The 20,109-nt window shown below is 66.6% G+C and carries 21 protein-coding genes; 12 read left to right on the top strand and 9 right to left on the bottom strand.

From position 1 onward, the window contains the following. Positions 1–38: 38 nt before the first annotated feature. Positions 39–473 (top strand): DUF1841 family protein, encoded by a 435-nt coding sequence (locus HWW87_RS23180; protein WP_174389113.1) that lies wholly within the window; start codon positions 39–41, stop codon positions 471–473. Between the two features lie 100 nt (positions 474–573). Here HWW87_RS23180 and HWW87_RS23175 read toward each other — a convergent pair whose 3' ends face one another. Then, the gene (locus HWW87_RS23175; protein WP_006490657.1) at positions 574–933 is read right to left on the bottom strand and encodes a cytochrome c; all 360 of its coding nucleotides are present in this window, start codon (positions 931–933) and stop codon (positions 574–576) included. Positions 934–973: 40 nt separating this feature from the next. Next, the gene (locus HWW87_RS23170) at positions 974–1,333 is read right to left on the bottom strand and encodes a cytochrome c (protein WP_006478192.1); all 360 of its coding nucleotides are present in this window, start codon (positions 1,331–1,333) and stop codon (positions 974–976) included. Between the two features lie 245 nt (positions 1,334–1,578). Between HWW87_RS23170 and HWW87_RS23165 the strand changes: the two genes are divergently transcribed. The 5 genes from HWW87_RS23165 to HWW87_RS23145 all read left to right on the top strand — a co-directional run bounded on the left by HWW87_RS23165 (position 1,579) and on the right by HWW87_RS23145 (position 6,706). After that, positions 1,579–2,421 carry a MoxR family ATPase gene (locus tag HWW87_RS23165; RefSeq protein ID WP_174433021.1) on the top strand — a complete coding sequence of 281 codons (843 nt, stop codon included), beginning with the start codon at positions 1,579–1,581 and terminating at the stop codon, positions 2,419–2,421. Positions 2,422–2,442: 21 nt separating this feature from the next. After that, complete coding sequence (locus HWW87_RS23160; protein WP_175822314.1) at positions 2,443–3,618, top strand: VWA domain-containing protein; 1,176 nt, start codon at positions 2,443–2,445, stop codon at positions 3,616–3,618. A gap of 57 nt (positions 3,619–3,675) precedes the next feature. Beyond that, the gene (locus HWW87_RS23155) at positions 3,676–4,887 is read left to right on the top strand and encodes a benzoate/H(+) symporter BenE family transporter (RefSeq protein ID WP_175822313.1); all 1,212 of its coding nucleotides are present in this window, start codon (positions 3,676–3,678) and stop codon (positions 4,885–4,887) included. A gap of 168 nt (positions 4,888–5,055) precedes the next feature. After that, on the top strand, positions 5,056–6,009 hold the full coding sequence (tal, locus tag HWW87_RS23150; protein ID WP_174389117.1) for a transaldolase: 954 nt from the start codon (positions 5,056–5,058) through the stop codon (positions 6,007–6,009). 241 nt (positions 6,010–6,250) lie between these two features. Then, on the top strand, positions 6,251–6,706 hold the full coding sequence (locus HWW87_RS23145; protein WP_175822312.1) for a VOC family protein: 456 nt from the start codon (positions 6,251–6,253) through the stop codon (positions 6,704–6,706). 88 nt (positions 6,707–6,794) lie between these two features. Here HWW87_RS23145 and HWW87_RS23140 read toward each other — a convergent pair whose 3' ends face one another. The 3 genes from HWW87_RS23140 to HWW87_RS23130 all read right to left on the bottom strand — a co-directional run bounded on the left by HWW87_RS23140 (position 6,795) and on the right by HWW87_RS23130 (position 9,701). Then, on the bottom strand, positions 6,795–8,345 hold the full coding sequence (locus tag HWW87_RS23140) for a sodium:solute symporter family protein (protein ID WP_175822311.1): 1,551 nt from the start codon (positions 8,343–8,345) through the stop codon (positions 6,795–6,797). After that, complete coding sequence (locus HWW87_RS23135; RefSeq protein ID WP_175822310.1) at positions 8,342–8,584, bottom strand: DUF3311 domain-containing protein; 243 nt, start codon at positions 8,582–8,584, stop codon at positions 8,342–8,344. Before HWW87_RS23135 ends, HWW87_RS23140 begins: the two co-directional genes overlap by 4 nt. 199 nt (positions 8,585–8,783) lie before the next feature. After that, complete coding sequence (locus tag HWW87_RS23130; protein WP_175822309.1) at positions 8,784–9,701, bottom strand: spermidine synthase; 918 nt, start codon at positions 9,699–9,701, stop codon at positions 8,784–8,786. 145 nt (positions 9,702–9,846) lie between these two features. Between HWW87_RS23130 and HWW87_RS23125 the strand changes: the two genes are divergently transcribed. The 4 genes from HWW87_RS23125 (at position 9,847) to HWW87_RS23110 (ending at position 13,371) form a co-directional block, all read left to right on the top strand. Further along, entirely contained in the window at positions 9,847–10,101 is a 255-nt protein-coding gene (locus tag HWW87_RS23125; RefSeq protein ID WP_175822308.1) for a hypothetical protein, read from the top strand. A 229-nt stretch (positions 10,102–10,330) separates the two neighbouring features. Then, positions 10,331–11,593 carry a glycosyltransferase family 87 protein gene (locus tag HWW87_RS23120; protein WP_244107325.1) on the top strand — a complete coding sequence of 421 codons (1,263 nt, stop codon included), beginning with the start codon at positions 10,331–10,333 and terminating at the stop codon, positions 11,591–11,593. Between the two features lie 203 nt (positions 11,594–11,796). Continuing rightward, positions 11,797–12,492, top strand: coding sequence for a mobilization protein (locus HWW87_RS23115; protein WP_011545877.1), 696 nt, complete (start codon positions 11,797–11,799; stop codon positions 12,490–12,492). A gap of 75 nt (positions 12,493–12,567) precedes the next feature. Continuing rightward, positions 12,568–13,371, top strand: a complete 804-nt coding sequence (locus HWW87_RS23110) for a hypothetical protein (RefSeq protein ID WP_175822307.1) — start codon at positions 12,568–12,570, stop codon at positions 13,369–13,371. Positions 13,372–13,480: 109 nt separating this feature from the next. Here HWW87_RS23110 and HWW87_RS23105 read toward each other — a convergent pair whose 3' ends face one another. From HWW87_RS23105 to HWW87_RS23090, 4 genes are all read right to left on the bottom strand, one after another. Then, a complete protein-coding gene (locus tag HWW87_RS23105; RefSeq protein ID WP_175822306.1) occupies positions 13,481–13,957 on the bottom strand; it encodes a DNA-deoxyinosine glycosylase in 477 nt (158 codons plus the stop codon). Further along, positions 13,957–14,553 carry a chorismate lyase gene (locus HWW87_RS23100; protein WP_175822389.1) on the bottom strand — a complete coding sequence of 199 codons (597 nt, stop codon included), beginning with the start codon at positions 14,551–14,553 and terminating at the stop codon, positions 13,957–13,959. Before HWW87_RS23100 ends, HWW87_RS23105 begins: the two co-directional genes overlap by 1 nt. An 8-nt stretch (positions 14,554–14,561) precedes the next feature. Next, on the bottom strand, positions 14,562–16,460 hold the full coding sequence (gene htpG, locus HWW87_RS23095) for a molecular chaperone HtpG (RefSeq protein ID WP_175822305.1): 1,899 nt from the start codon (positions 16,458–16,460) through the stop codon (positions 14,562–14,564). 184 nt (positions 16,461–16,644) lie between these two features. Further along, positions 16,645–18,105, bottom strand: a complete 1,461-nt coding sequence (locus HWW87_RS23090; protein WP_027806654.1) for a PLP-dependent aminotransferase family protein — start codon at positions 18,103–18,105, stop codon at positions 16,645–16,647. Positions 18,106–18,335: 230 nt separating this feature from the next. On the opposite strand from HWW87_RS23090, the gene HWW87_RS23085 reads away from it, so the two are divergent. Then, positions 18,336–19,028, top strand: coding sequence for a VOC family protein (locus tag HWW87_RS23085; protein WP_175822304.1), 693 nt, complete (start codon positions 18,336–18,338; stop codon positions 19,026–19,028). A 54-nt stretch (positions 19,029–19,082) separates the two neighbouring features. Continuing rightward, positions 19,083–19,991, top strand: a complete 909-nt coding sequence (locus HWW87_RS23080; protein WP_175822303.1) for a DMT family transporter — start codon at positions 19,083–19,085, stop codon at positions 19,989–19,991. The last annotated feature ends 118 nt before the right edge of the window (positions 19,992–20,109 follow it).

The following is a 20,109-nucleotide window of genomic DNA, read 5'->3' as shown; positions in this document are numbered from 1 at the left end:
GCGGCATGACGCCGCCCGAATCACGACGTTTCCCCACCATGTTCAATCCAAGCCGCGACGAAGTGCGTCGCTTTTTCACCGAGACCTGGCGCAAGCAGCGCGCGGGCGAGATCCTGACGCCGCTGGAAGCGATCGCAGCCGACTGGATCGTCGAGCATCCCGAATACCACGACGAACTGGCCGACGCCGACGGCGCGGCCGCGCGCAACTACACGCCGGAAGAAGGCCGGACCAACCCGTTCCTGCACCTGTCGATGCACCTCGCGATCAGCGAGCAGTTGTCGATCGACCAGCCGCCGGGTATCCGCGCCGCGCACGACAAGCTGGCCGCGAAGCTCGACTCGACCCACGACGCGCAGCACGCGATCATGGAATGCCTCGGCGAGACGATCTGGGAAGCGCAGCGCACGAACACGCCGCCCGATACCGACGCATACTTGCAGCGCATCCTGCGCCGCGCGTCGCGCGACTGAGCGCCCGGCCCGGCACACTCGTCTGCGCCGGCCGCGGCCAAAAAAATACCCCGCCGAGGCGGGGCATTCTTGCTGCGCGAGCCCGTGAGGCCCGTCGCGCTTACTTCTTGAACACGAGGTCGGTTTCCTTCAGCGACTCGATGTAGGACGCGATGTCCTTCATGTCGCTGACCGACAGGTTCTGTACCTGCGCCTGCATGATCGCGTTGTTGCGGCCGAGCAGCGGGTTCGTCAGCCCCATCTGGTACTGGCGCATCGCCCACACGAGGTAGTCGGCGTGCTGGCCGGCGAGGCGCGGGTACTCCGCGTTGATCGGCTTGTTCAGCTGCGCGCCGTGGCAGGCCGCGCAGTTGTGCGATTCGACCAGTTCCTTGCCCTTCGAGATGTCCGCGGCGTGCGCGGTACCGATCGCGAGGCCGGCCGCCAGTGCCACCGCCGCCGTCTTGAATGCGTTGTTCATGAATGCTCCTGTCCCGCCGGAGAGATCGGCGGCGCGCGCTTTACTTGTAGGGGTTGTCCTTCGTGTCGGCCTTCTGGGCGGCGTAGTACGCCGACAGATCCGCGATGTCCTGGTCGGTCAGCGAACCGGCGATCGCATTCATCGACGGGAAGTGACGATCCTTCTTGCGGTAGGCCTTCAGCGCGTTCTCGAGGTATTGCTGGTTCTGGCCGCCGAGGACAGGCACCCGGTAGACCTCCGGGTACGCCGCGCGGTAGTCCTGGATGCCGTGGCAACCGATGCACATGGCGGCCTTGCTCGCCCCGTCCTTCGGGTTGCCGACCACACCGGCCGCCTGCGCGCTGCCCGCGAGCGCCACGAGCGCTGCGACAACGACGTGTTTGCCGACGAATTTGTTCATAGCTCTTGTAACCTAGCTTGAGGGGAAACTGGCGCCGAAGCGGCAACGGCCCGCGCCGTTGTGCTTATCGGATCGCCACGCAGGCCAAAAAAAACGGCCAGATTGTACCGCGTCGGCGGGGAACGCGTCCATACGGCGCCCCCGGTTCGCCCCGCCGCAGCCCCGCAACGATACGCGGGCGCGGCCCAACCGGACAGCCCTTCTGACTTATACTGGGTTTTTTCCCGATGAAGAAGAGCGCCGCCATGCGTTTCGAAGGGTCCTCGCAGTACGTCGCCACCGACGATCTGAAGCTCGCGGTCAATGCCGCACTGACGCTGCAACGCCCGCTGCTGATCAAGGGCGAGCCCGGCACCGGCAAGACCATGCTCGCCGAGGAAGTGGCCGCCGCGCTCGACATGCCGCTGCTGCAGTGGCACATCAAGTCGACCACCAAGGCGCAGCAGGGCCTGTACGAATACGACGCCGTGTCGCGGCTGCGCGATTCGCAGCTCGGCGATGAGCGCGTGAAGGACATCTCGAACTACATCGTCAAGGGCGTGCTGTGGCAGGCGTTCGACGCCGAGCAGCCGAGCGTGCTGCTGATCGACGAGATCGACAAGGCCGACATCGAATTCCCGAACGACCTGCTTCGCGAGCTTGACCGGATGGAGTTCCACGTGTACGAGACGCGCGAGACGGTCCGCGCGAAGCACCGCCCGCTCGTCATCATCACGTCGAACAACGAGAAGGAGCTGCCCGACGCGTTCCTGCGCCGCTGCTTCTTCCACTACATCCAGTTTCCCGATGCGTCGACGATGCAGAAGATCGTCGCGGTCCACTTCCCGAACATCCGCGAGGAGTTGCTGCGCGCGGCGCTCGAGAGTTTCTTCGAACTGCGCGGCGTGTCGGGCCTGAAGAAGAAGCCGTCGACGTCCGAGCTGCTCGACTGGCTGAAGCTGCTGCTCGCCGAGAACATCCCGGCCGACGCGCTGCGCGGCGCGGACGCGAAGCAGATCGTGCCGCCGCTCGCGGGCGCGCTGCTGAAGAACGAGCAGGATCTGAGCCTGCTCGAACGGCTCGTCTACATGAACCGGCACAACCGGTAACCCATCCGCGAAGGCCCGGCCATGCTGCTCAATTTCTTCTACGCGCTGCGCGCAGCCAAGCTGCCCGTCTCGGTGAAGGAATACCTGACGCTGCTCGAATCGCTGAAGGCCGGGCTGATCTCGCCGTCGATCGACGCGTTCTACTTCCTCGCGCGGATGACGCTGGTCAAGGACGAGCAGTACTTCGACAAGTTCGACCAGGCGTTCGGCGCGTATTTCCACGGCGTGTCCGCGCTGCCGTCCGAGGCGTTCGACATTCCGCTCGACTGGCTCGAGAAGCGCCTCGAGCGTGAGCTATCGCCGGAGGAGAAGGCGCAGATCGACGCGATGGGCGGGCTCGACAAGCTGATGGAGCGTTTGAAGGCGCTGCTCGACGAGCAGAAGGAACGCCACGAAGGCGGCAACAAGTGGATCGGCACCGGCGGCACGTCGCCGTTCGGGCACGGCGGCTACAACCCGGAAGGCGTGCGCATCGGCGGCCCGTCGAACGGCAACCGCACCGCGGTGAAGGTGTGGGAGGCGCGCGCGTACCGCGACTACGACGATTCGGTCGAGATCGGCACGCGCAACATCAAGGTCGCGCTGCGGCGGCTGCGCCGTTTCGCGCGCGAAGGCGCGGCCGAGGAGCTCGACCTGCCCGGCACGATCCGCAGCACGGCCGCGAACGCCGGCTGGCTCGACCTGCGGATGGTGCCCGAGCGCCACAACAACGTGAAGGTGCTGATGCTGCTCGACGTCGGCGGCTCGATGGACGACCACATCAAGCGCACCGAAGAGCTGTTCTCGGCCGCGAAGGCCGAATTCAAGCACCTCGAATTCTTCTACTTCCACAACTGCGTGTACGACCACCTGTGGAAGAACAACCGCCGCCGCCACTCGGAACGCGCCGCGACGTGGGACGTGCTGCACAAGTTCACGCCCGACTACAAGCTGATCTTCGTCGGCGACGCGACGATGAGCCCGTACGAAGTGCTGCAGCCCGGCGGCTCGGTCGAATACAACAACCCGGAAGCCGGCGCCGTGTGGCTGCGCCGCCTCGCCGACCAGTTCCCCCATCATGCGTGGCTGAACCCCGAGCCCGAGCGGCTATGGGAGTACCGGCAGTCGGTCGCGGTGATCCGCGACCTGCTCGGCCAGCGCATGTATCCGCTGACGCTCGCGGGCCTCGAAACCGCGATGCGCGCACTCAGCAAGTAACGAAACCCACCCGCAGACACGAAGGCCGCATCCGAGCGGCCTCCCCCCGAAGATAGCATGAACCCTTCGCCCACCGCGAGCGCTGGCCGCGCCGGCGGCCGCCGCTTTTTCGCCGATACGTCCGTGTCCGCGCTCGTCGCCGGCTTCGTCGCGATGATGACCGGCTACACGAGCTCGCTCGTGCTGATGTTCCAGGCCGGCCGCGCCGCCCACCTCACCGACGCGCAGATCTCGTCGTGGATCTGGGCGCTGTCGATCGGCATGGCGCTGACGACCATCGGCCTGTCGCTGCGCTTTCGCGCGCCCGTCGTCGTCGCGTGGTCGACGCCCGGCGCAGCGCTCTTGATCGCGTCGCTGCCCGGTGTGCCCTACCCCGAGGCGATCGGCGCGTTCGTCGTATGCGCGCTGCTGTTGACGGCCGTCGGCGTGAGCGGGCTGTTCGACACGCTGATGAAGCGCATTCCGGCCGGCATCGCGGCTGCGCTGCTCGCGGGCATCCTGTTCGAGATCGGCATCGAGATCTTCCGCGCCGCGCAGTTCCAGACCGCGCTCGTGCTCGCGATGTTCTTCACCTACCTGATCGTGAAACGCCTCGCGCCGCGCTATGCGATCGTCACGACGCTGATCGTCGGCACGGCGGTGGCCGGCGGCCTCGGACTGCTCGACTTCAGCCGCTTCCACATCGCGCTCGCGCAACCCGTGTTCACGATGCCCGCGTTGTCGATCGCGTCGATCGTCAGCATCGGCATTCCGCTGTTCGTCGTCGCGATGGCGTCGCAGAACGTGCCGGGCATTGCGGTGCTGCGCGCGGACGGCTATTCGACGCCGTCGTCGCCGCTGATCGCGACCACCGGCCTCGCATCGCTGCTGCTCGCGCCGTTCGGCTCGCACGGCGTGAACCTCGCGGCGATCACGGCCGCGATCTGTACCGGCCCCGAAGCGCACGAGGATCATGCGAAGCGCTACACGGCAGCCGTGTGGTGCGGCACGTTCTACCTGATCGCCGGCATCTTCGGCGCGACGATCGCCGCACTGTTCGCGGCGCTGCCGAAGGCGCTCGTCGTATCGGTCGCGGCGCTCGCGCTGTTCGGCTCGATCATGAGCGGGCTCGCGAACGCGATGCAGGACGTGAAGCAGCGCGAAGCCGCGCTCGTCACGTTCATGGTGACCGCGTCGGGCCTCACGCTGCTGTCGATCGGCTCGGCGTTCTGGGGGCTCGTCGCGGGAATCGTCACGCAGGTGATCCTGAACGCGCGGCGCCCCGCGTGACGCGGCTCGCCGGCCGCCGCGGCGCACGCCCGGCACGCCAAAACGTGCTCGACACGAATCGGGCCTAAAATGATGGATCGGAAGCGGCGCCCGGCGCCGCTTCGCTTCGCCGCCGCGCTCGCGCGGCCCGTGAGAACCCGGCGCCCCGCGCGCTTCTTCCGAATCGCCATGACTACCGCACTCGACCAGTTGAAGCAGTACACGACCGTCGTCGCCGACACGGGCGACTTCCAGCAGCTTGCGCAATACAAGCCGCAGGACGCGACCACGAACCCGTCGCTGATCCTGAAGGCCGTCCAGAAGGATGCGTACAAGCCGATCCTCGAGAAAACCGTCCGCGATCATCGCAACGAAAGCACCGATTTCATCATCGACCGCCTGCTGATCGCATTCGGCACCGAAATCCTGAAGCTGATCCCCGGCCGCGTGTCGACCGAGGTCGACGCACGCCTGTCGTTCGACACGCAGCGCTCGATCGACAAGGGCCGCGAGCTCATCAAGCTGTACGAAGCGGCCGGCGTCGGCCGCGAGCGCATCCTGATCAAGCTCGCGTCGACGTGGGAAGGCATCCGCGCGGCCGAGGTGCTGCAGAAGGAAGGGATCAAGTGCAACATGACCCTGCTTTTCTCGCTCGTGCAGGCCGCCGCGTGCGCGGAAGCCGGCGCGCAGCTGATCTCGCCGTTCGTCGGCCGCATCTACGACTGGTACAAGAAGCAGGCCGGCGCGGAATGGAACGAAGCGAAGGACGGCGGCGCGAATGACCCGGGCGTGCAATCGGTGCGCCGCATCTATACGTACTACAAGACGTTCGGCTACAAGACCGAAGTGATGGGCGCGAGCTTCCGCACGACCAGCCAGATCACCGAGCTCGCCGGCTGCGACCTGCTGACGATCAGTCCCGATTTGCTGCAGAAGCTGCAGGAGAGCAACGAGACGGTCGCCCGCAAGCTGTCGCCGGAATCGCTGCAGGACAAGCCGGCCGAGCGCGTCGCGATCGACGAGTCGTCGTTCCGCTTCCAGCTGAACGACGAAGCGATGGCGACCGAAAAGCTCGCCGAAGGCATCCGCGTGTTCGCCGCTGACGCGGTGAAACTCGAGAAGCTGATCGACGCGCTGCGCTGAGCCACGCTGCGCGTCAGCGGCTGTCAGCAAGACTGACAATAGGCGTCAGCACGCACGCTGCAAACGGTCGCGAACGTGATGTTCGCGGCCGTTTTTATTTTCATTCCATCGTCAAGCACGCGCACTACAATCCACGTCACGGGTGCGACGGCCGCCTCCCGATGCGCCCTTTCCCCAGTCAAACTTGAACGACGCCACGCCAGCGCCGACGCGCCGGCACGGCTCATCCCAGGAGACAACGATGCAAGTCCAACCGTACCTGACATTCTACGGTCGTACCGACGAAGCCCTTCAGTTCTACGAAAAGGCACTCGGCGCGAAGACCATGTTCAAGATGCACTTCAAGGACGCACCGCCGAATCCCGATTACCCGATGTCGCCGGAGATGAGCGACAAGGTGATGCACGCGAGCTTCACGATCGGCGAGTCGATGATCATGTGCTCGGACGGCGATTGCAGCCAGCCGGCCGGCGCCGCGCACGCCGGCTATTCGCTGTCGCTGAACCCGGCGACGGTCGAGGAAGGCCAGAAGCTGTTCAATGCGCTCGCCGACGGCGGCGAAGTGACGATGCCGTTCGGCAAGACGTTCTGGGCGCTCGGCTTCGGGATGGCGAAGGATCGCTTCGGCGTGCACTGGATGGTCAACGTCGAGGATCTGTCGCAGCGCGAGGATCTCGCGAAACGCGCGCAGGGCTGACGCAAAAGAAACGCCCGCCACCTTGCGGTGGCGGACGTTTTCGTTGCTGCGCGGCGCGTGTGCGGCACACTGCCGCGCACGGCCCGTATCAGCCCTCGACGACGTCGAAATAATCCTCCGGCCGCGTGCGATCCTCGGCATGCGCCATGCCCATCACGCGCACCAGCACGCTCACCGCCACCGACACCACCAGGTTCACGATCAGCGACCACACGGCCGCATAGCCGGGAATCGCGAGACCGAACAGGTGGATCGTGAAGATGGAGCTCGCCAGCTTCAGCGAGATCGCCATCCACGTGCCGCACACGATGCCGGCCGCCCAGCCGGCCAGCAAGCCGCGATGGTCGAGCACACGCGTGTACAGGCCGAGCACGATCGCCGGCAGCGTCTGGATGATCCAGATCCCGCCGAGCAGTTGCAACTGGATCGCGTAGGTCAGCGGCAGCCCGAGGATGAACGCCACCGCGCCGACCTTCACGATCAGCGACACGAGCTTCGCGACGTGCGTCTCCTGGTCGTGCGACATGTTGCGGTTCACGAACTCGCGGTGGATGTTGCGCGTGTACAGGTTCGCGGCCGCGATCGACATGATCGCCGCCGGCACCAGCGCGCCGATGCCGATCGCCGCGAACGCGACGCCGACGAACCACGACGGGAAGTACTCGAGGAACAGCGCGGGCACCGCGAAGTTCGGGCCGAACGCCTTGAAGTACGGCGCGTACTGCGGCATGTCCTTCACGCCGGAGGCGAGCGCCATGTAGCCGAGCAACGCCAGCAGGCCGAGCACGAACGAGTACGCGGGCAGCATCGCCATGTTGCGGCGGATCGAGTTGCCCGACGACGACGACAGGATCGCCGTGACCGAGTGCGGATACAGGAACAGCGCGAGCGCCGAGCCGATCGCGAGCGTCGCATACGCGCTGTAGCCGTTCAGGCTCGCCGCGTCGGGCGCCTTCAGCAGCAGCTTCGCGGGCGGCACCGCGGCGAAGATGTGCCCGAAGCCGCCGAGCTTCGCGGGGATCACGATGACCGCGGCGGCGATCGTGACGTAGATCAGCACGTCCTTCACGATCGCGATCATCGCGGGCGCGCGCAGCCCCGACGTGTACGTGTACGCGGCGAGGATCGCGAACGCGATGATCAGCGGCAGGTCGCCGACGAAGCCGGTCGTGTCGAAGCCGAGCGCGCCGATTACCACCTCGATGCCGACCAGCTGCAGCGCGATGTACGGCATCGTCGCGAGGATGCCCGTCACCGCGATCGCGAGTGCGAGCATCCGGCTGCCGTAGCGTGCGTTGACGAAATCGGCGGCCGTCACGTAGCCGTGCCGCTTCGCGATGCTCCACAGCTTCGGGAACACGACGAACGCGAACGGATAGATCAGGATCGTGTACGGCAGCGCGAAGAAGCCCATCGCGCCGGCGCCGAACACGAGCGCGGGCACCGCGACGAACGTGTAGGCCGTGTAGAGGTCGCCGCCGAGCAGGAACCACGTGACGATCGTGCCGAAGCGGCGTCCGCCGAGGCCCCATTCGTCGAGATGGGCGAGATCGCCGCGCCGCCAGTTCGCGGCCAGGAAACCGATGATCGTGACGCCGATGAACAGCAGGACGAAGACGAAGGTCGCGCCGAGATTCATTGCGCACCTCCTTGCGTGCCGCTCGCCTTCCACGCGTTCTTGGTCTTGAGATACACGAACGCGGTGATCACCGCGCTGATGAAGACCCAAAGCAACTGGTACCAGTAGAAAAACGGAAAACCGAACCATTGCGGTTCGATCTTGCTGTACGACGGCACCCAGACCATTGCGATCAGCGGCAGTACCAGCAGCCAGAGCCAGCGCTTGGCGGCCCGGTTGGCGTCGGCATCGTGAGCCATGACGTCTCCTCTTCTATCCCGGTTATCGATCTTGTTGAGCGGGTACGGCACCGAGAGGAGCGGCAAAACGGGTAGGCCGCGGCTCCCCTGGCTTCGCGCCAGTATAGGAGCCGCGAGCACGCGGTCAAGCAGGGGCGAACCCGAGGTGATCCGCCCCTTGTCGCGGGGTTGCACCGGCCTGCCGCCGGTGCATCCGGCGTCAGATCGCGAACGCGGCGTCGCGTGCGCCGGTCGTTGCTTTCAAAGCTTTCACCCACTTGCGCGCGGGCAGCTTCAGCGTGTCCTCGATCAGCTTCGCGCGGGCGTCGAGCTGCGCGAACGGCACGTCGAGCGCGGGGCCGGAAAACGCGATCGCGATCCGGTTGCCGTCGTGCACTTCGGGCAGCGCGATCACGCGGTGATCGAATGCCGCGTTCAGGTGCTTCATGTTGCGCACGAAGCTCGGATGATCGCCGAACAGGTTGATCGTCGCGATGCCGGCGTCGGCGAGGCAGCCGCGCACAGCGCGGTAGAACGCGACGCTGTCGAGCACGGGGCCGCGCGCGGTCGCGTCGTACAGGTCGATCTGGATCGCGCCCGTCGTGCCGCGGTTGGCCGGGTCGTTGACGAAGTCCCATGCGTCGGCTTCGTGCACGACGAGGCGCGCGTCGTCGGGCGGCAGCGCGAACATCGTGCGCGCGGCGACGATCACGGCCGGGTTCAGCTCGACGGCCTCGACCTTCGCGTGCGGCAGGAAACGATGCGAGAACTTGGTCAGCGCGCCGGTGCCGAGCCCGAGCTGGACGACCCGCTCGGGCGTTTCGAGGAACAGCAGCCACGCCATCATCTGCTGCGCGTATTCGAGCTCGATATGCAGCGGTTTCGAGATCCGCATCGCGCCCTGCACCCACTCGGTACCGAAATGCAGGAAGCGCACGCCGCCTTCTTCGGAGAACGTAACGGGCGCGAAACGCGGCTTGCGCGGCGCTTCGAGCACCGGCACGTCGTCGTGTTCGTCGATGTCCGGGCGGCGCTTCACGCGCGGCGGCTGGAGTTTTTCGGAGCCGTTGTAGGCGGACGGCTTGCGTTGCTTGAACGCGCGTGCCTCGGCGGACGCGCGCTTGATCAGTCGGGTCATGATGGTTGAATCTCGCTGGGTGAGGCTGGATGAGCGGACGAGAGGATAGCATTGGTGGGAGGCGGAGGCCGCGACGCGAGTCCGGCCACGCGTGACGCCGAATCCCGTCGGCGCTACGCTGCAGTCGCGGATCACAGGAGCGCGCATGACTTCGAACGACAAGAAGATCTGGTTTCCAGCGAAGCGCTACGGCTGGGGATGGGGGTTGCCGGTGGCGTGGCAGGGCTGGGTCGTGCTGCTGCTGTTCGCGCTCGGCATCATCGTGAGTGCGTGGCTGCTGCCGCCGCAACGCTCGCCGGTTGCATACGGCGCGTGCATCGTGGCGCTGGTCGCGCTGCCGACCGCGGTGTGCTGGATCAAGGGCGAGAAACCGCGGTGGCGATGGGGCAAGGACGATTGAGCGTCGCAAGCGACAAAGCGCAACGGGCACCCTACACCGCAACGGCCGGTACGCCCCAAGGGCCCGGCCCATTCGACTGCTGATACGACGACCATCGAAATCCGCGAACCCCGCCGCCCGCCTGATCCGGGTACATACCGGTCATTGACTTCCTTGCAAATAAAAAGCCCGTTCGGTCGACCGAACCTATGCCAAACTGAAACGGCATTCGGGGAGGCTCGCAGCGGCCATGACTCATACAACGACGGACCACGCACCGCCAGATCGCCAGGGATGGCTCTCCAGGGAGCGGCTCGTCCTGTACAGCGCGGCGATCCTGTTGTTTCAGCTCGTGTTGCTGGGTATCTGGGCATTTTCGTACTGGGTGCTGCATCTCCCCGGCGTGCCGCCCCCGGGTATCGACTTCCGGGTTTTCTGGAGCGCGTCTTTCGTTTCCCTCCACAGCGGGCCGCTCGCCGCCTTCGACCTCCACCAGATGTTCGCGGCGGAAGCTCGATTGCTGCCGGATTTCCCGCCCGCGCAGATTTCCGCACCGTGGGTTTATCCGCCGACCTTCCAGTTGCTGGTTTATCCGCTGGCGTTGCTGCCCTACGCCGCTTCGTACGGCCTGTTCGTCAGCATCGGCATCGCAAGCGCGTTGGCGGCGTGCACGCTCGCGATGAAGGATCGCCCCCTGCCGTGGATCGCGCTCGTCGCGTTCCCCGGCATCTGGGTCGTGACGATCTGCGGCCAGAACTCCTTGCTGACCCTGGCGTTCGCTGCCGGCGCACTGGGATGGCTCGAACGACGTCCGGTCGTCGCCGGCGTATGCGCCGGCATGCTCGTCATCAAACCGCAGCTGGCGCTCCTGTTTCCCGTGCTGTTCCTCTGCGGCGGACATTTCCGCGCGGTTGGCGCGATGGCCGTCACGGCCGCGCTGTTCTGCGCGGTCAGCGCACTGGTGTTCGGCGTGCCGCTGTGGATGCGCTTTTTCGACACGCTGTCGTGGTTCAGCCACTTGATCCTGATGAACAATGCAGGCGGAATCTGGAACGCGATGCCGACGCCGTTCGCGATGTCGCGACGGCTGGGCGCCAGCCTGCCGACCGCCTTTGCCGTTCAGGCGGCCATCGCGATACCGGCCGTGATTGCGACCGCGAGTCTATGGGCGAGGAAGAAGCATGCCGACTTATGCGCGGCAGCGGCAATCGTCGCGACGCTGCTGACCCAGCCGTACCTCATCTACTACGATCTCGCGTGGCTGCTTCTCGCGATCATTTACGTATGCAAATACGACCGGACAACCCGCGCGCTCGGGTGGGCGGACCATGCGGTCATGGCGTTGGCGTGGGTGCTGCCGGGGCTCTCGTTTTTCCTCGTGTTCAAGCCCGCGATGGGACAACCCGGCGCCGTCCTGTTGCCGATCTTCCTGATGCTGATCGTCTACCGCGCATCGCGTCATCGCGCGGCTGACGCAAGCACATCGGTTGCCGCACGGCAATCGCCCGGCTAGCGCGGCGGCACGCCGAGCATCGCGCCAAGCAGCCGCCAGAACGGATTGCCATTTTGTTCAGTTTGACACCGGCGTTGATCAGACAGCATGCTGCTGCGGCGCATGCATTTTCTTTCGACGTGCCCGGTTGTACCGTAACGTCATCGAAGCCTGCCAACATCCGCTCCAGCCATACCTGTTCCATCACACGGGATTTCGTAAGCATGAGTCACATCCACTTCATTGGCGGGGAAAAAGGCGGCGTCGGCAAATCGCTCGCGGCCCGCGTGCTGGCCCAGTATTTCATCGATCGGAGCATGCCCTTCGTGGGCTTCGATACCGACCGATCGCACGGCGCGCTCCTGCGGTTCTATGCCGATTTTGCCGCGCCTGCCGTGCTCGACCAGCATGACAGCCTCGATCCGGTCATGGAATCGGCGCTCGAAGATCCGCAGCGGCGCATACTGGTCGACCTCGCGGCCCAGACGCGGCAGTCGCTCGCCAAGTGGCTCGACGATTCGGACGTAGTCGATTTTGCGGAAGAACACGGCCTCACGTTGACGTGGTGGCACGTGATGGACACGGGACGCGATTCGGTCGATCTGCTGCGGCAATGGCTGGACGAATTCGGCGGACGAATCAAGCTGGTGCTGGTGCTGAACGAAGTCCGCGGCGATCGCTTCGAGATTCTGGAGGCATCCGGCGAACGCGAGCGGGCCGAAGCCCTTGGTGCGAGCGTGATTACGCTGCGCCGCCTGCCCGATACGACGATGCAGAAGATCGATCGACAAAGCGCGAGCTTCTGGGCGGCGGTCAATCATCCCGACCGCGCCGCCACGGGGCTCGGCTTGCTGGAACGGCAGCGCGTCAAGGTCTGGCTGCATCGTACTTATGAGGAGTTGGGCACGCTCGCCTTGTAGCGCGGGCCCCCGCGACGGTGCGGAGGATGCGGCGAGTGGCTGGAATGGCTCATACCGGGAAAACTTGGAGGTTCAATGGCCGATCACGACAGACTGCATCCTCTACGTCCGTTCCTGAAAAACTGGATTTGGGAGCACGGTCGAATCGGGACGCGCTATCTCGACTGCGTCGATGGCGAAATCAAGTTCGACGAAGGCAAGAAATCGCATTTCGCTGCCGAGAAATATACCTACGTGCCCCTGGGCAAGGACGCTGACGACGACGCATCGGCGGAGGGTCCTGCGATCCACGAGGCGGGACTTGCCCGCTTTTTGCGGGCTGCGCAGTTGGGCACGCCCGGGGAAGCCGGTTCCGTGGCGGAGGTTCAGCGCGCCGTGCAGGATTGCCTGGAGATCGGCCTGTTCAGCGCGTATCAATGGGAGGCTCGACAGGCATTGGCCCGCTACGCGCAGGAACCCATGTTCGAGGACGAGATCCGCGCGGCGGTTGTCGACGACATCCGGCGAATTTACGTCGGCATGCGAGAGCAGCTGGCGCTGTACGATTTCAGCGTGCTCTACGGCTTGCCCACGCCGCTGCTGATCAGCGAGACACCCTTCATCGACTGGCGCGTGATCGCCAGCCCGGCACTTCCGTTCGTATCGCTTCCGCTGGGACCTTACTGCCTGCTGGTAGGCGCGCCGTCGGGCAGGAGTAGCCGAATCGGCCCGGTGGTCTGGAAGGCCGCTGCCGCGATGGGGCCGTTGAAGGACCACAACCGTCGGATCGAGGAGCATGCACGTCTGTGGCTGGTGGCGACCACCGACGATCAACTCGTCGCTGCACAAAGTCGCATGACCTCGGCCACGGGCGCCAGGCAAGGCGACGCGAAGCCCTGACCGGTGGAGTCGAGTGGCGGCGCAGTATCGTTGAAACTGCCTCTCGACTTGAACACCTGCTGCCGCCCACCCGATACCGCTTCACCGAATACTCGGAATCCAACGCGTCTCAGGCGCGAAGTGCGCGCCAGAGCACCAGTTTCTGTTCGAACGACAACGTCGCATTCGCCGGACTCGACGAAGGCAACACGAGCGTCTCGTATCCGGCCTGGCCGATCACGTCGGCGAACCGCCCCGCCGTCTTGCCGTTGAAGCACACGCGCTTCAGCAACGGCGCATGCTCGCGCAGCGAATCGAAGTCGTTCGGCTTGGCATTGCGGATCGCCGAATCGAGACTGCCCTGGCGATGACACGCATCGAGGACGTCCCAGATGCCGATGCCGTGCGACAGCACGCGCGACAGCCGCGCGTCGTACGGCAGTTCATGCAGCGTCGGCTCGCCGAGCACCGCACCGAGCAGCCGCCAGAACTGGTTGCGCGGATGCGCGTAGTACTGCGCGGCGTCGAGCGACGCCTCGCCCGGAAAGCTGCCGAGAATCATCGTGTGCGTATCCGGCGCGACGACCGGCGGAAAGCCTTGCAACATCACGCGTCTCCGTGCGGCTCGACGGATCGCGGCCCGTCGCCGTGCGCGGCGAGATGACGCCACAGCGCCGGCAGCATGCACTCGGTGACCATCAGCGGCTTGCCGTGACGCTGGAACACCGAGCGCCGCGCGGCAAACGCATGCGGCGCGCGCGCGCCCTGCAACGCATGGCTCGCGAGCGCATACAGCGGATGACCGGCGATCACGCGGCGGCTCACGAGCGCCGAGCGCTCGACCTGCGGATCGCTGTACAGCAGCTCCGCGAGCGGCCGCGTGCGCAGCTTCCGCATCGCCTGCCACACGCCCTTGCTGGCCGCGAGCGGCGCGATGCTGTGCGCGGCGACGTACGGCGTGCCGTCGACCGACAGGATCACCTCGCGCACCCACATCGGCGCGCGCGGCGAACTGACGAGCGCGTCCGGCTCGTCGAACCACGGCGCGTCGACGGCCTCGCGCGTCACGCGCACGTTCACGCGGCCGAGCCGCGCGAGATGCGCGGTCAGCGATCCGCCGCGCGTCAGCCAGTCGCGCTGGTCGAGCGTGCAACCGGGCCGGGGCGTTTCGCGCCAGCCCGCCTGTGCGGCGTCGAATCGCAGCCGTGCGTTCACGCGGCCCGCGACAGCAGCAGCGTGTTGGTCCGCTTCACGAAGCTCGCCGGATCGTCGAGCATGCCGCCTTCGGCCAGGAGCGCCTGATCGAACAGCAGATGGCACCAGTCGCCGAAATCGGCGCTGTCGGCGTTCAGCTGCTTCACGAGCGCGTGCTCCGGGTTGATCTCGAGGATCGGCTGCATCGCCGGCGCGTTCTGGCCGGCCGCCTTCAGCATCCGCTGCAGGTAGCCGCTCATGTCGTTGTCGTCCGCGACGAGGCACGACGGCGAATCGGTCAGGCGGAACGTGACACGCACTTCCTTCACCTTGTCGCCGAGCGCTTCCTTCATCTTGTCGACCACCGGCTTGATCGCCTCGCCGGCCTGCTCCTGCGCCTTCTTCTCCTCGTCGTTCAGCTCGCCGAGATCGAGATCGCCGCGGGCCACGCTCGCGAGCGGCTTGCCGTCGAATTCGTGCAGGAACGACAGCATCCATTCGTCGACGCGGTCGGTCAGCAACAGCACCTCGACGCCCTTCTTGCGGAACACTTCCAGATGCGGGCTGTTCTTCGCGGCCAGCCACGTATCGGCGGTCACGTAGTAGATCTTGCTCTGCTCGGGCTTCATGCGCGACACGTAGTCGGCGAGCGACACGTCCTGCGCGTCGGTGTCGCCGTGCGTCGACGCGAAGCGCAGCAGCTTCGCGATGCGCTCGCGGTTCGCATGATCCTCGCCGAGGCCTTCCTTCAGCACCTGGCCGAACGCGCCCCAGAACGTCTTGTACTTCTCCTTGCCGCCATCCTCTTCCGCGTTCGCGAGCTCCTCGAGCATCGACAGCGCGCGCTTGGTCACGCCTTCGCGGATCGCCTTCACGTCGCGGCTTTCCTGCAGGATTTCACGCGACACGTTCAGCGGCAGGTCGGCCGAATCGACCACCCCCTTCACGAAGCGCAGGTATTGCGGCAGCAGCTGTTCGGCGTCGTCCATGATGAACACGCGCTTCACGTACAGCTTCAGGCCACCGCGGTACTCGCGGTTCCACAGGTCGAACGGCGCGTGCGCCGGCACGAACAGCAGCTGCGTGTATTCGCTGCGGCCCTCGACGCGGTTATGCGTCCACGTGAGCGGATCCTGGTGATCGTGCGCGATGTGCTGGTAGAACTGCGTGTACTGCTCGTCGGTGACGTCGCTCTTCGAACGCGTCCACAGCGCGCTTGCCTGGTTGACGGTTTCGTCCTCGTCCTTCAGGACCATCTCGCCCTTTTCCTGATCCCACTCTTCCTTCTGCATCAGGATCGGCAGCGCGATGTGGTCGGAGTACTTCTGGATGATCGACTTCAGGCGGTGCGACGACAGCAGGTCGTCCTCGCCTTCGCGCAGGTGCAGCGTGATCGTCGTGCCGCGCTGCGTGCGCTCGATCGCGTCGATCGTGAAATCGCCCTCGCCGGCGCTTTCCCAGCGCACGGCTTCGTTCGCCGGCAGGCCGGCGCGGCGCGTTTCGACGGTGATCTTGTCCGCGACGATGAAGCCCGAGTAGAAGCCCACGCCGAACTGGCCGATCAGCGCCGCATCCTTCTGCTGGTCGCCCGACAGCTTCGTGAAGAATTCCTTGGTGCCCGAACGCGCGATCGTGCCGAGGTTCGCGATCGCCTCGTCGCGGCTCATGCCGATGCCGTTGTCGTCGATCGTGATCGTGCGCGCGGCCTTGTCGTAGCCGATGCGGATGCGCAGGTTCGGATCGTTCTCGTACAGCGCGTTGTTCGCGAGCCCTTCGAAACGCAGCTTGTCGGCTGCGTCGGACGCATTCGACACCAGTTCGCGCAGGAAGATTTCCTTGTTGCTGTAGAGCGAATGGATCATCAGGTGGAGGAGTTGCTTGACCTCTGCCTGAAAGCTCATCGTTTCGTGTGCCATGGATGCTGTTTCCTCTTACTTGAACTGAAAAGGGGTGACGCCGGCGCCCGGCGCGCGATGCCGGCGGACCCGTGAAGGACGGCCCGTGTGGGACGGCCTGCGGGACGACCGCCTGGCGCCAGCGGTTTGCGCGCGTATCTGGGGACGGCGCGCGGCATTTCAAGAGCCGGCCAGCCGCGCCGCGTCACGACGCGCGCCGCACCGCCGAGTCGATGTAGCCGGCAAGCAGCCCCGGCAGCGCCGGATCGCCACAGTTCGCAACATTGAAGCGCATCCACGTGGACGGCGATTGCTGCGGCGAGAACAGGCTGCCCGGCGTCAGCAGGAAGCCGGCTTCGTGCGCGACCGCCGCGAGCGCGTCCGAATCGACGCCCGTGTCGGCCCACAGGAACATCCCGGCCGCCGGCATCGTGAAGAGCCCGAGCCCCGTGCGCTCGAGCATCCGCGCGGTCTTGTCGCGCACGCCGTCGAGCCGCGCGCGCAGCCGCTCGACGTGGCGCCGGTAATGCCCTTCGGTCAGGATCTTGTACAGCACGCGCTCGTTGAGCTCGGGCGTGGTCATCCCGACCAGCATCTTCTGGTCGGTGATCGCCTTCGCGATCTCCGGCGCGCAGGCCACGTACCCGACCCGCAGGTTCGCCGCGAGCGTCTTCGAATAGCTGCCGAGATAGATCACGCGCTTCAACTGGTCGAGGCTCGCGAGGCGCGTGGCCGGATAGCTCGGCGGGCACAGATCGCCGTACACGTCGTCCTCGACGACGAGGAAATCGTAGGCCTCCGCGAGCTTCAGGATCCGGAACGCCTGCGCGGCCGACAGCGACGTGCCGGTCGGGTTCTGCAACACCGAGTTGATCACGAGCATCTTCGGCCGCCACATCTGCACCAGGGTTTCGAGCGCGTCGAGGTCGGGGCCGTCGGGCGTGTACGGCATCCCGACGAGCTGCGCGCCCTGCGCCGCGAAACGGCCGAACATCTGGAACCACGCGGGATCGCCGACGATCACCGCATCGCCCGGCCGCATGTAGATCCGCGAGATCAGGTCGATCGCCTGCGTGATGCCGGAAACCAGCACGATCTGTTCGGGCTTCGCGCCGATCTCGACTTCGGCGAGGCGCGTCTGCAGTTGCTGGCGCAGCGGCAGGAAGCCCTGCGCGGTGCCGAAGCCGAGCATCTGCGCGCCCGACTGGCGCCCGAGCGCGCGCAGCGCGCCGGTGATCAGCTCGCCGTCGAGCCAGCGGCCCGGCAGGTAGCCGAGGCCCGGGCCCTTCTCCGGGCTGACGGTGTGCAGCATGTTGCGCAGCAGCCAGACGACGTCGATCGTGTTGTGCACGGGCGCGGCCTCGGCCACGCGCGCGACGCCGTCGGCCGGCTGCGGGCCGGCGCCCGTGCGCTCGCGCACGTAGAAGCCGGAGCCGCGCCGCGAGTCGAGGTAGCCCTGCGCGACGAGGCGCTCGTAGGCCTCGACGACGGTGAAGCGCGACACGCTCTTGTCGAGCGCGAGCTTGCGGATCGACGGCATGCGCATGCCGGGACGGAACACGCGTTCGTCGATACGCCGCCGCGCCCACTGGACCAGCTGGTCGACGAGCGTGAGCGTGGCCGTGTCGTGCGGCGCGGGAATCTGGGCGAGTGGGACGGTGGACATGGGCGGCAGCTCCAACTGTACCGAAGGCTATCGCGCCGATTGTACCGTTACTGTGCCGGTAGCGACGATTACAGTTGACCGGAATGGCGATCGTGCGGCCGCCGCTCGGGCCCTGCCGCATCTGGCGCTGCGCCCGCCGGCCCGCCTCGCGGCCGGTACGCCGGCCGGTCCGGCCCCCGCCCGGCTCCTCGCCCGCTTACCATGACACTTTCGCTTCCCGACCCACGCTCATGCCAGCCCGCTCCCTGACACTCGACCACCTCGTGATTGCCGCGCGCACCCTCGACGAAGGCGTGCGCCATGTCGCCGACGCACTCGGCATCGAACCGGCCGGCGGCGGCCGCCATCCGCTGATGCGGACCCACAATGCGCTGTTCGGCGCGTGGGGCGGCCTCTACCTCGAAGTGATCGCGATCGACCCCGACGCACCCGCGCCGGACGACGGCGCAAAGCCGCCGCGCGCGCGGCTGTTCGGGCTCGACGATCCGGCGATCCACGCGCGGCTCGCGCAGGGCCCGTTTCTCGCGCACTGGGTCGCGCGCGTCGACCGCCCGCGCCAGCTTGCGCTGTGGCAGCGCCAGTATCCGGCCCGCATCGCGCCCGTCGTCGCGATGCGGCGCGGCGACCTGAGCTGGGGCCTCACAGTGCCCGACGACGGCAGCTTCCCCGCCTGGCAGGGTGCGGGCGACGGCCTCGTGCCGTCGCTGATCCAGTGGGACAACCCGCGCCATCCGGCCGAATCGCTGCCGGGCGACGGCGTCGCGCTGAAGGCGCTCAAGGGCGCGCACCCGCGCGCGGATACGATCCGCGAGCAGCTCGACTGGCTCGGCGCCGCCCACCTGCTCGACGTCGAATCCACCGACGGTCCGCCGGTGCTCGTCGCCGAATTCGACACGCCGGAGGGCGTGCGCACGCTGCGCTGAACGCCTGCCGACCCTTCGATTACATCAACCCTGCAAGACGGAGACACCCACGACATGAATTCGCGCGAAACCCGGGGCATGCTGCTCGGCCTCATCGGCGTGATGATCTTCAGCCTGACACTGCCGATGACGCGGATCGTCGTATCCGAACTCAACCCGCTGCTCAACGGGCTCGGCCGCGCGCTCGCCGCCGCCGTGCCGGCCGGCCTGCTGCTGTGGTGGCGCCGCGAACCGCTGCCGACCCGCGCGCAGCTGAAAAGCCTCGCGATCACGTCGGCCGGCGTGATCATCGCGTATCCGGTGTTCTCGGCGTGGGCGATGAAATCGGTGCCGGCGTCGCACGGCGCGGTGGTCAACGGGCTGCAGCCGTTGTTCGTCGCGCTGTACGCGGCATGGCTGTCGCACGAGCGGCCGTCGAAGGCGTTCTGGGCCAGCGCGGTGGCCGGCAGCGCGCTCGTGATCGCGTTCGCGCTGCGCGACGGCGGCGGCACCGTCCAGGCCGGCGACGCGCTGATGCTCGTCGCGGTCGGCATCGGCGCGCTCGGCTATGCGGAAGGCGCGCGCCTCGCGCGCCAGATCGGCGGCTGGCAGGTGATCTGCTGGGCGCTCGTCGTGTCGGCGCCGTTCCTCGTGCTGCCGGTCGGCTGGCTCGCGTGGATGCAGCACGCCGCGCATCCGGGCCCGCTCGCGCTGCGCACGTGGCTCGCGTTCGGCTACGTGACCCTCTTTTCGCAATTCATCGGCTTTTTCGCGTGGTACGCGGGGCTCGCGATGGGCGGCATCGCGCGCGTCGGCCAGGTGCAACTGCTGCAGATTTTCTTCACGATCGCCTTTTCCGCACTGCTGTTCGGCGAAACGGTCACGTCGACGACCTGGCTGTTCGCAGCCGCCGTGATCGCGACCGTGATGCTCGGGCGCCGCTCGGCGGTCGCCACGGCGCCGCGTCCCGCTCGCGCCGGCTGATGAGCTGCGCCATAATGGACGTTTTGCCTGATCGGTTTTGCCAGACTGGCCGTGCCTACCCAGCCGCGACGGCACGATCGCGCTCCCGCCCGCCCACCCGGCTGCGTCGACGCGCTCG

Source organism: Burkholderia sp. BCC0419, assembly GCF_902830285.1.
Lineage (GTDB): Bacteria > Pseudomonadota > Gammaproteobacteria > Burkholderiales > Burkholderiaceae > Burkholderia.
Note: the sequence above shows the minus strand (reverse complement) of the source record. Positions and strands in the feature narration are given on the sequence as shown.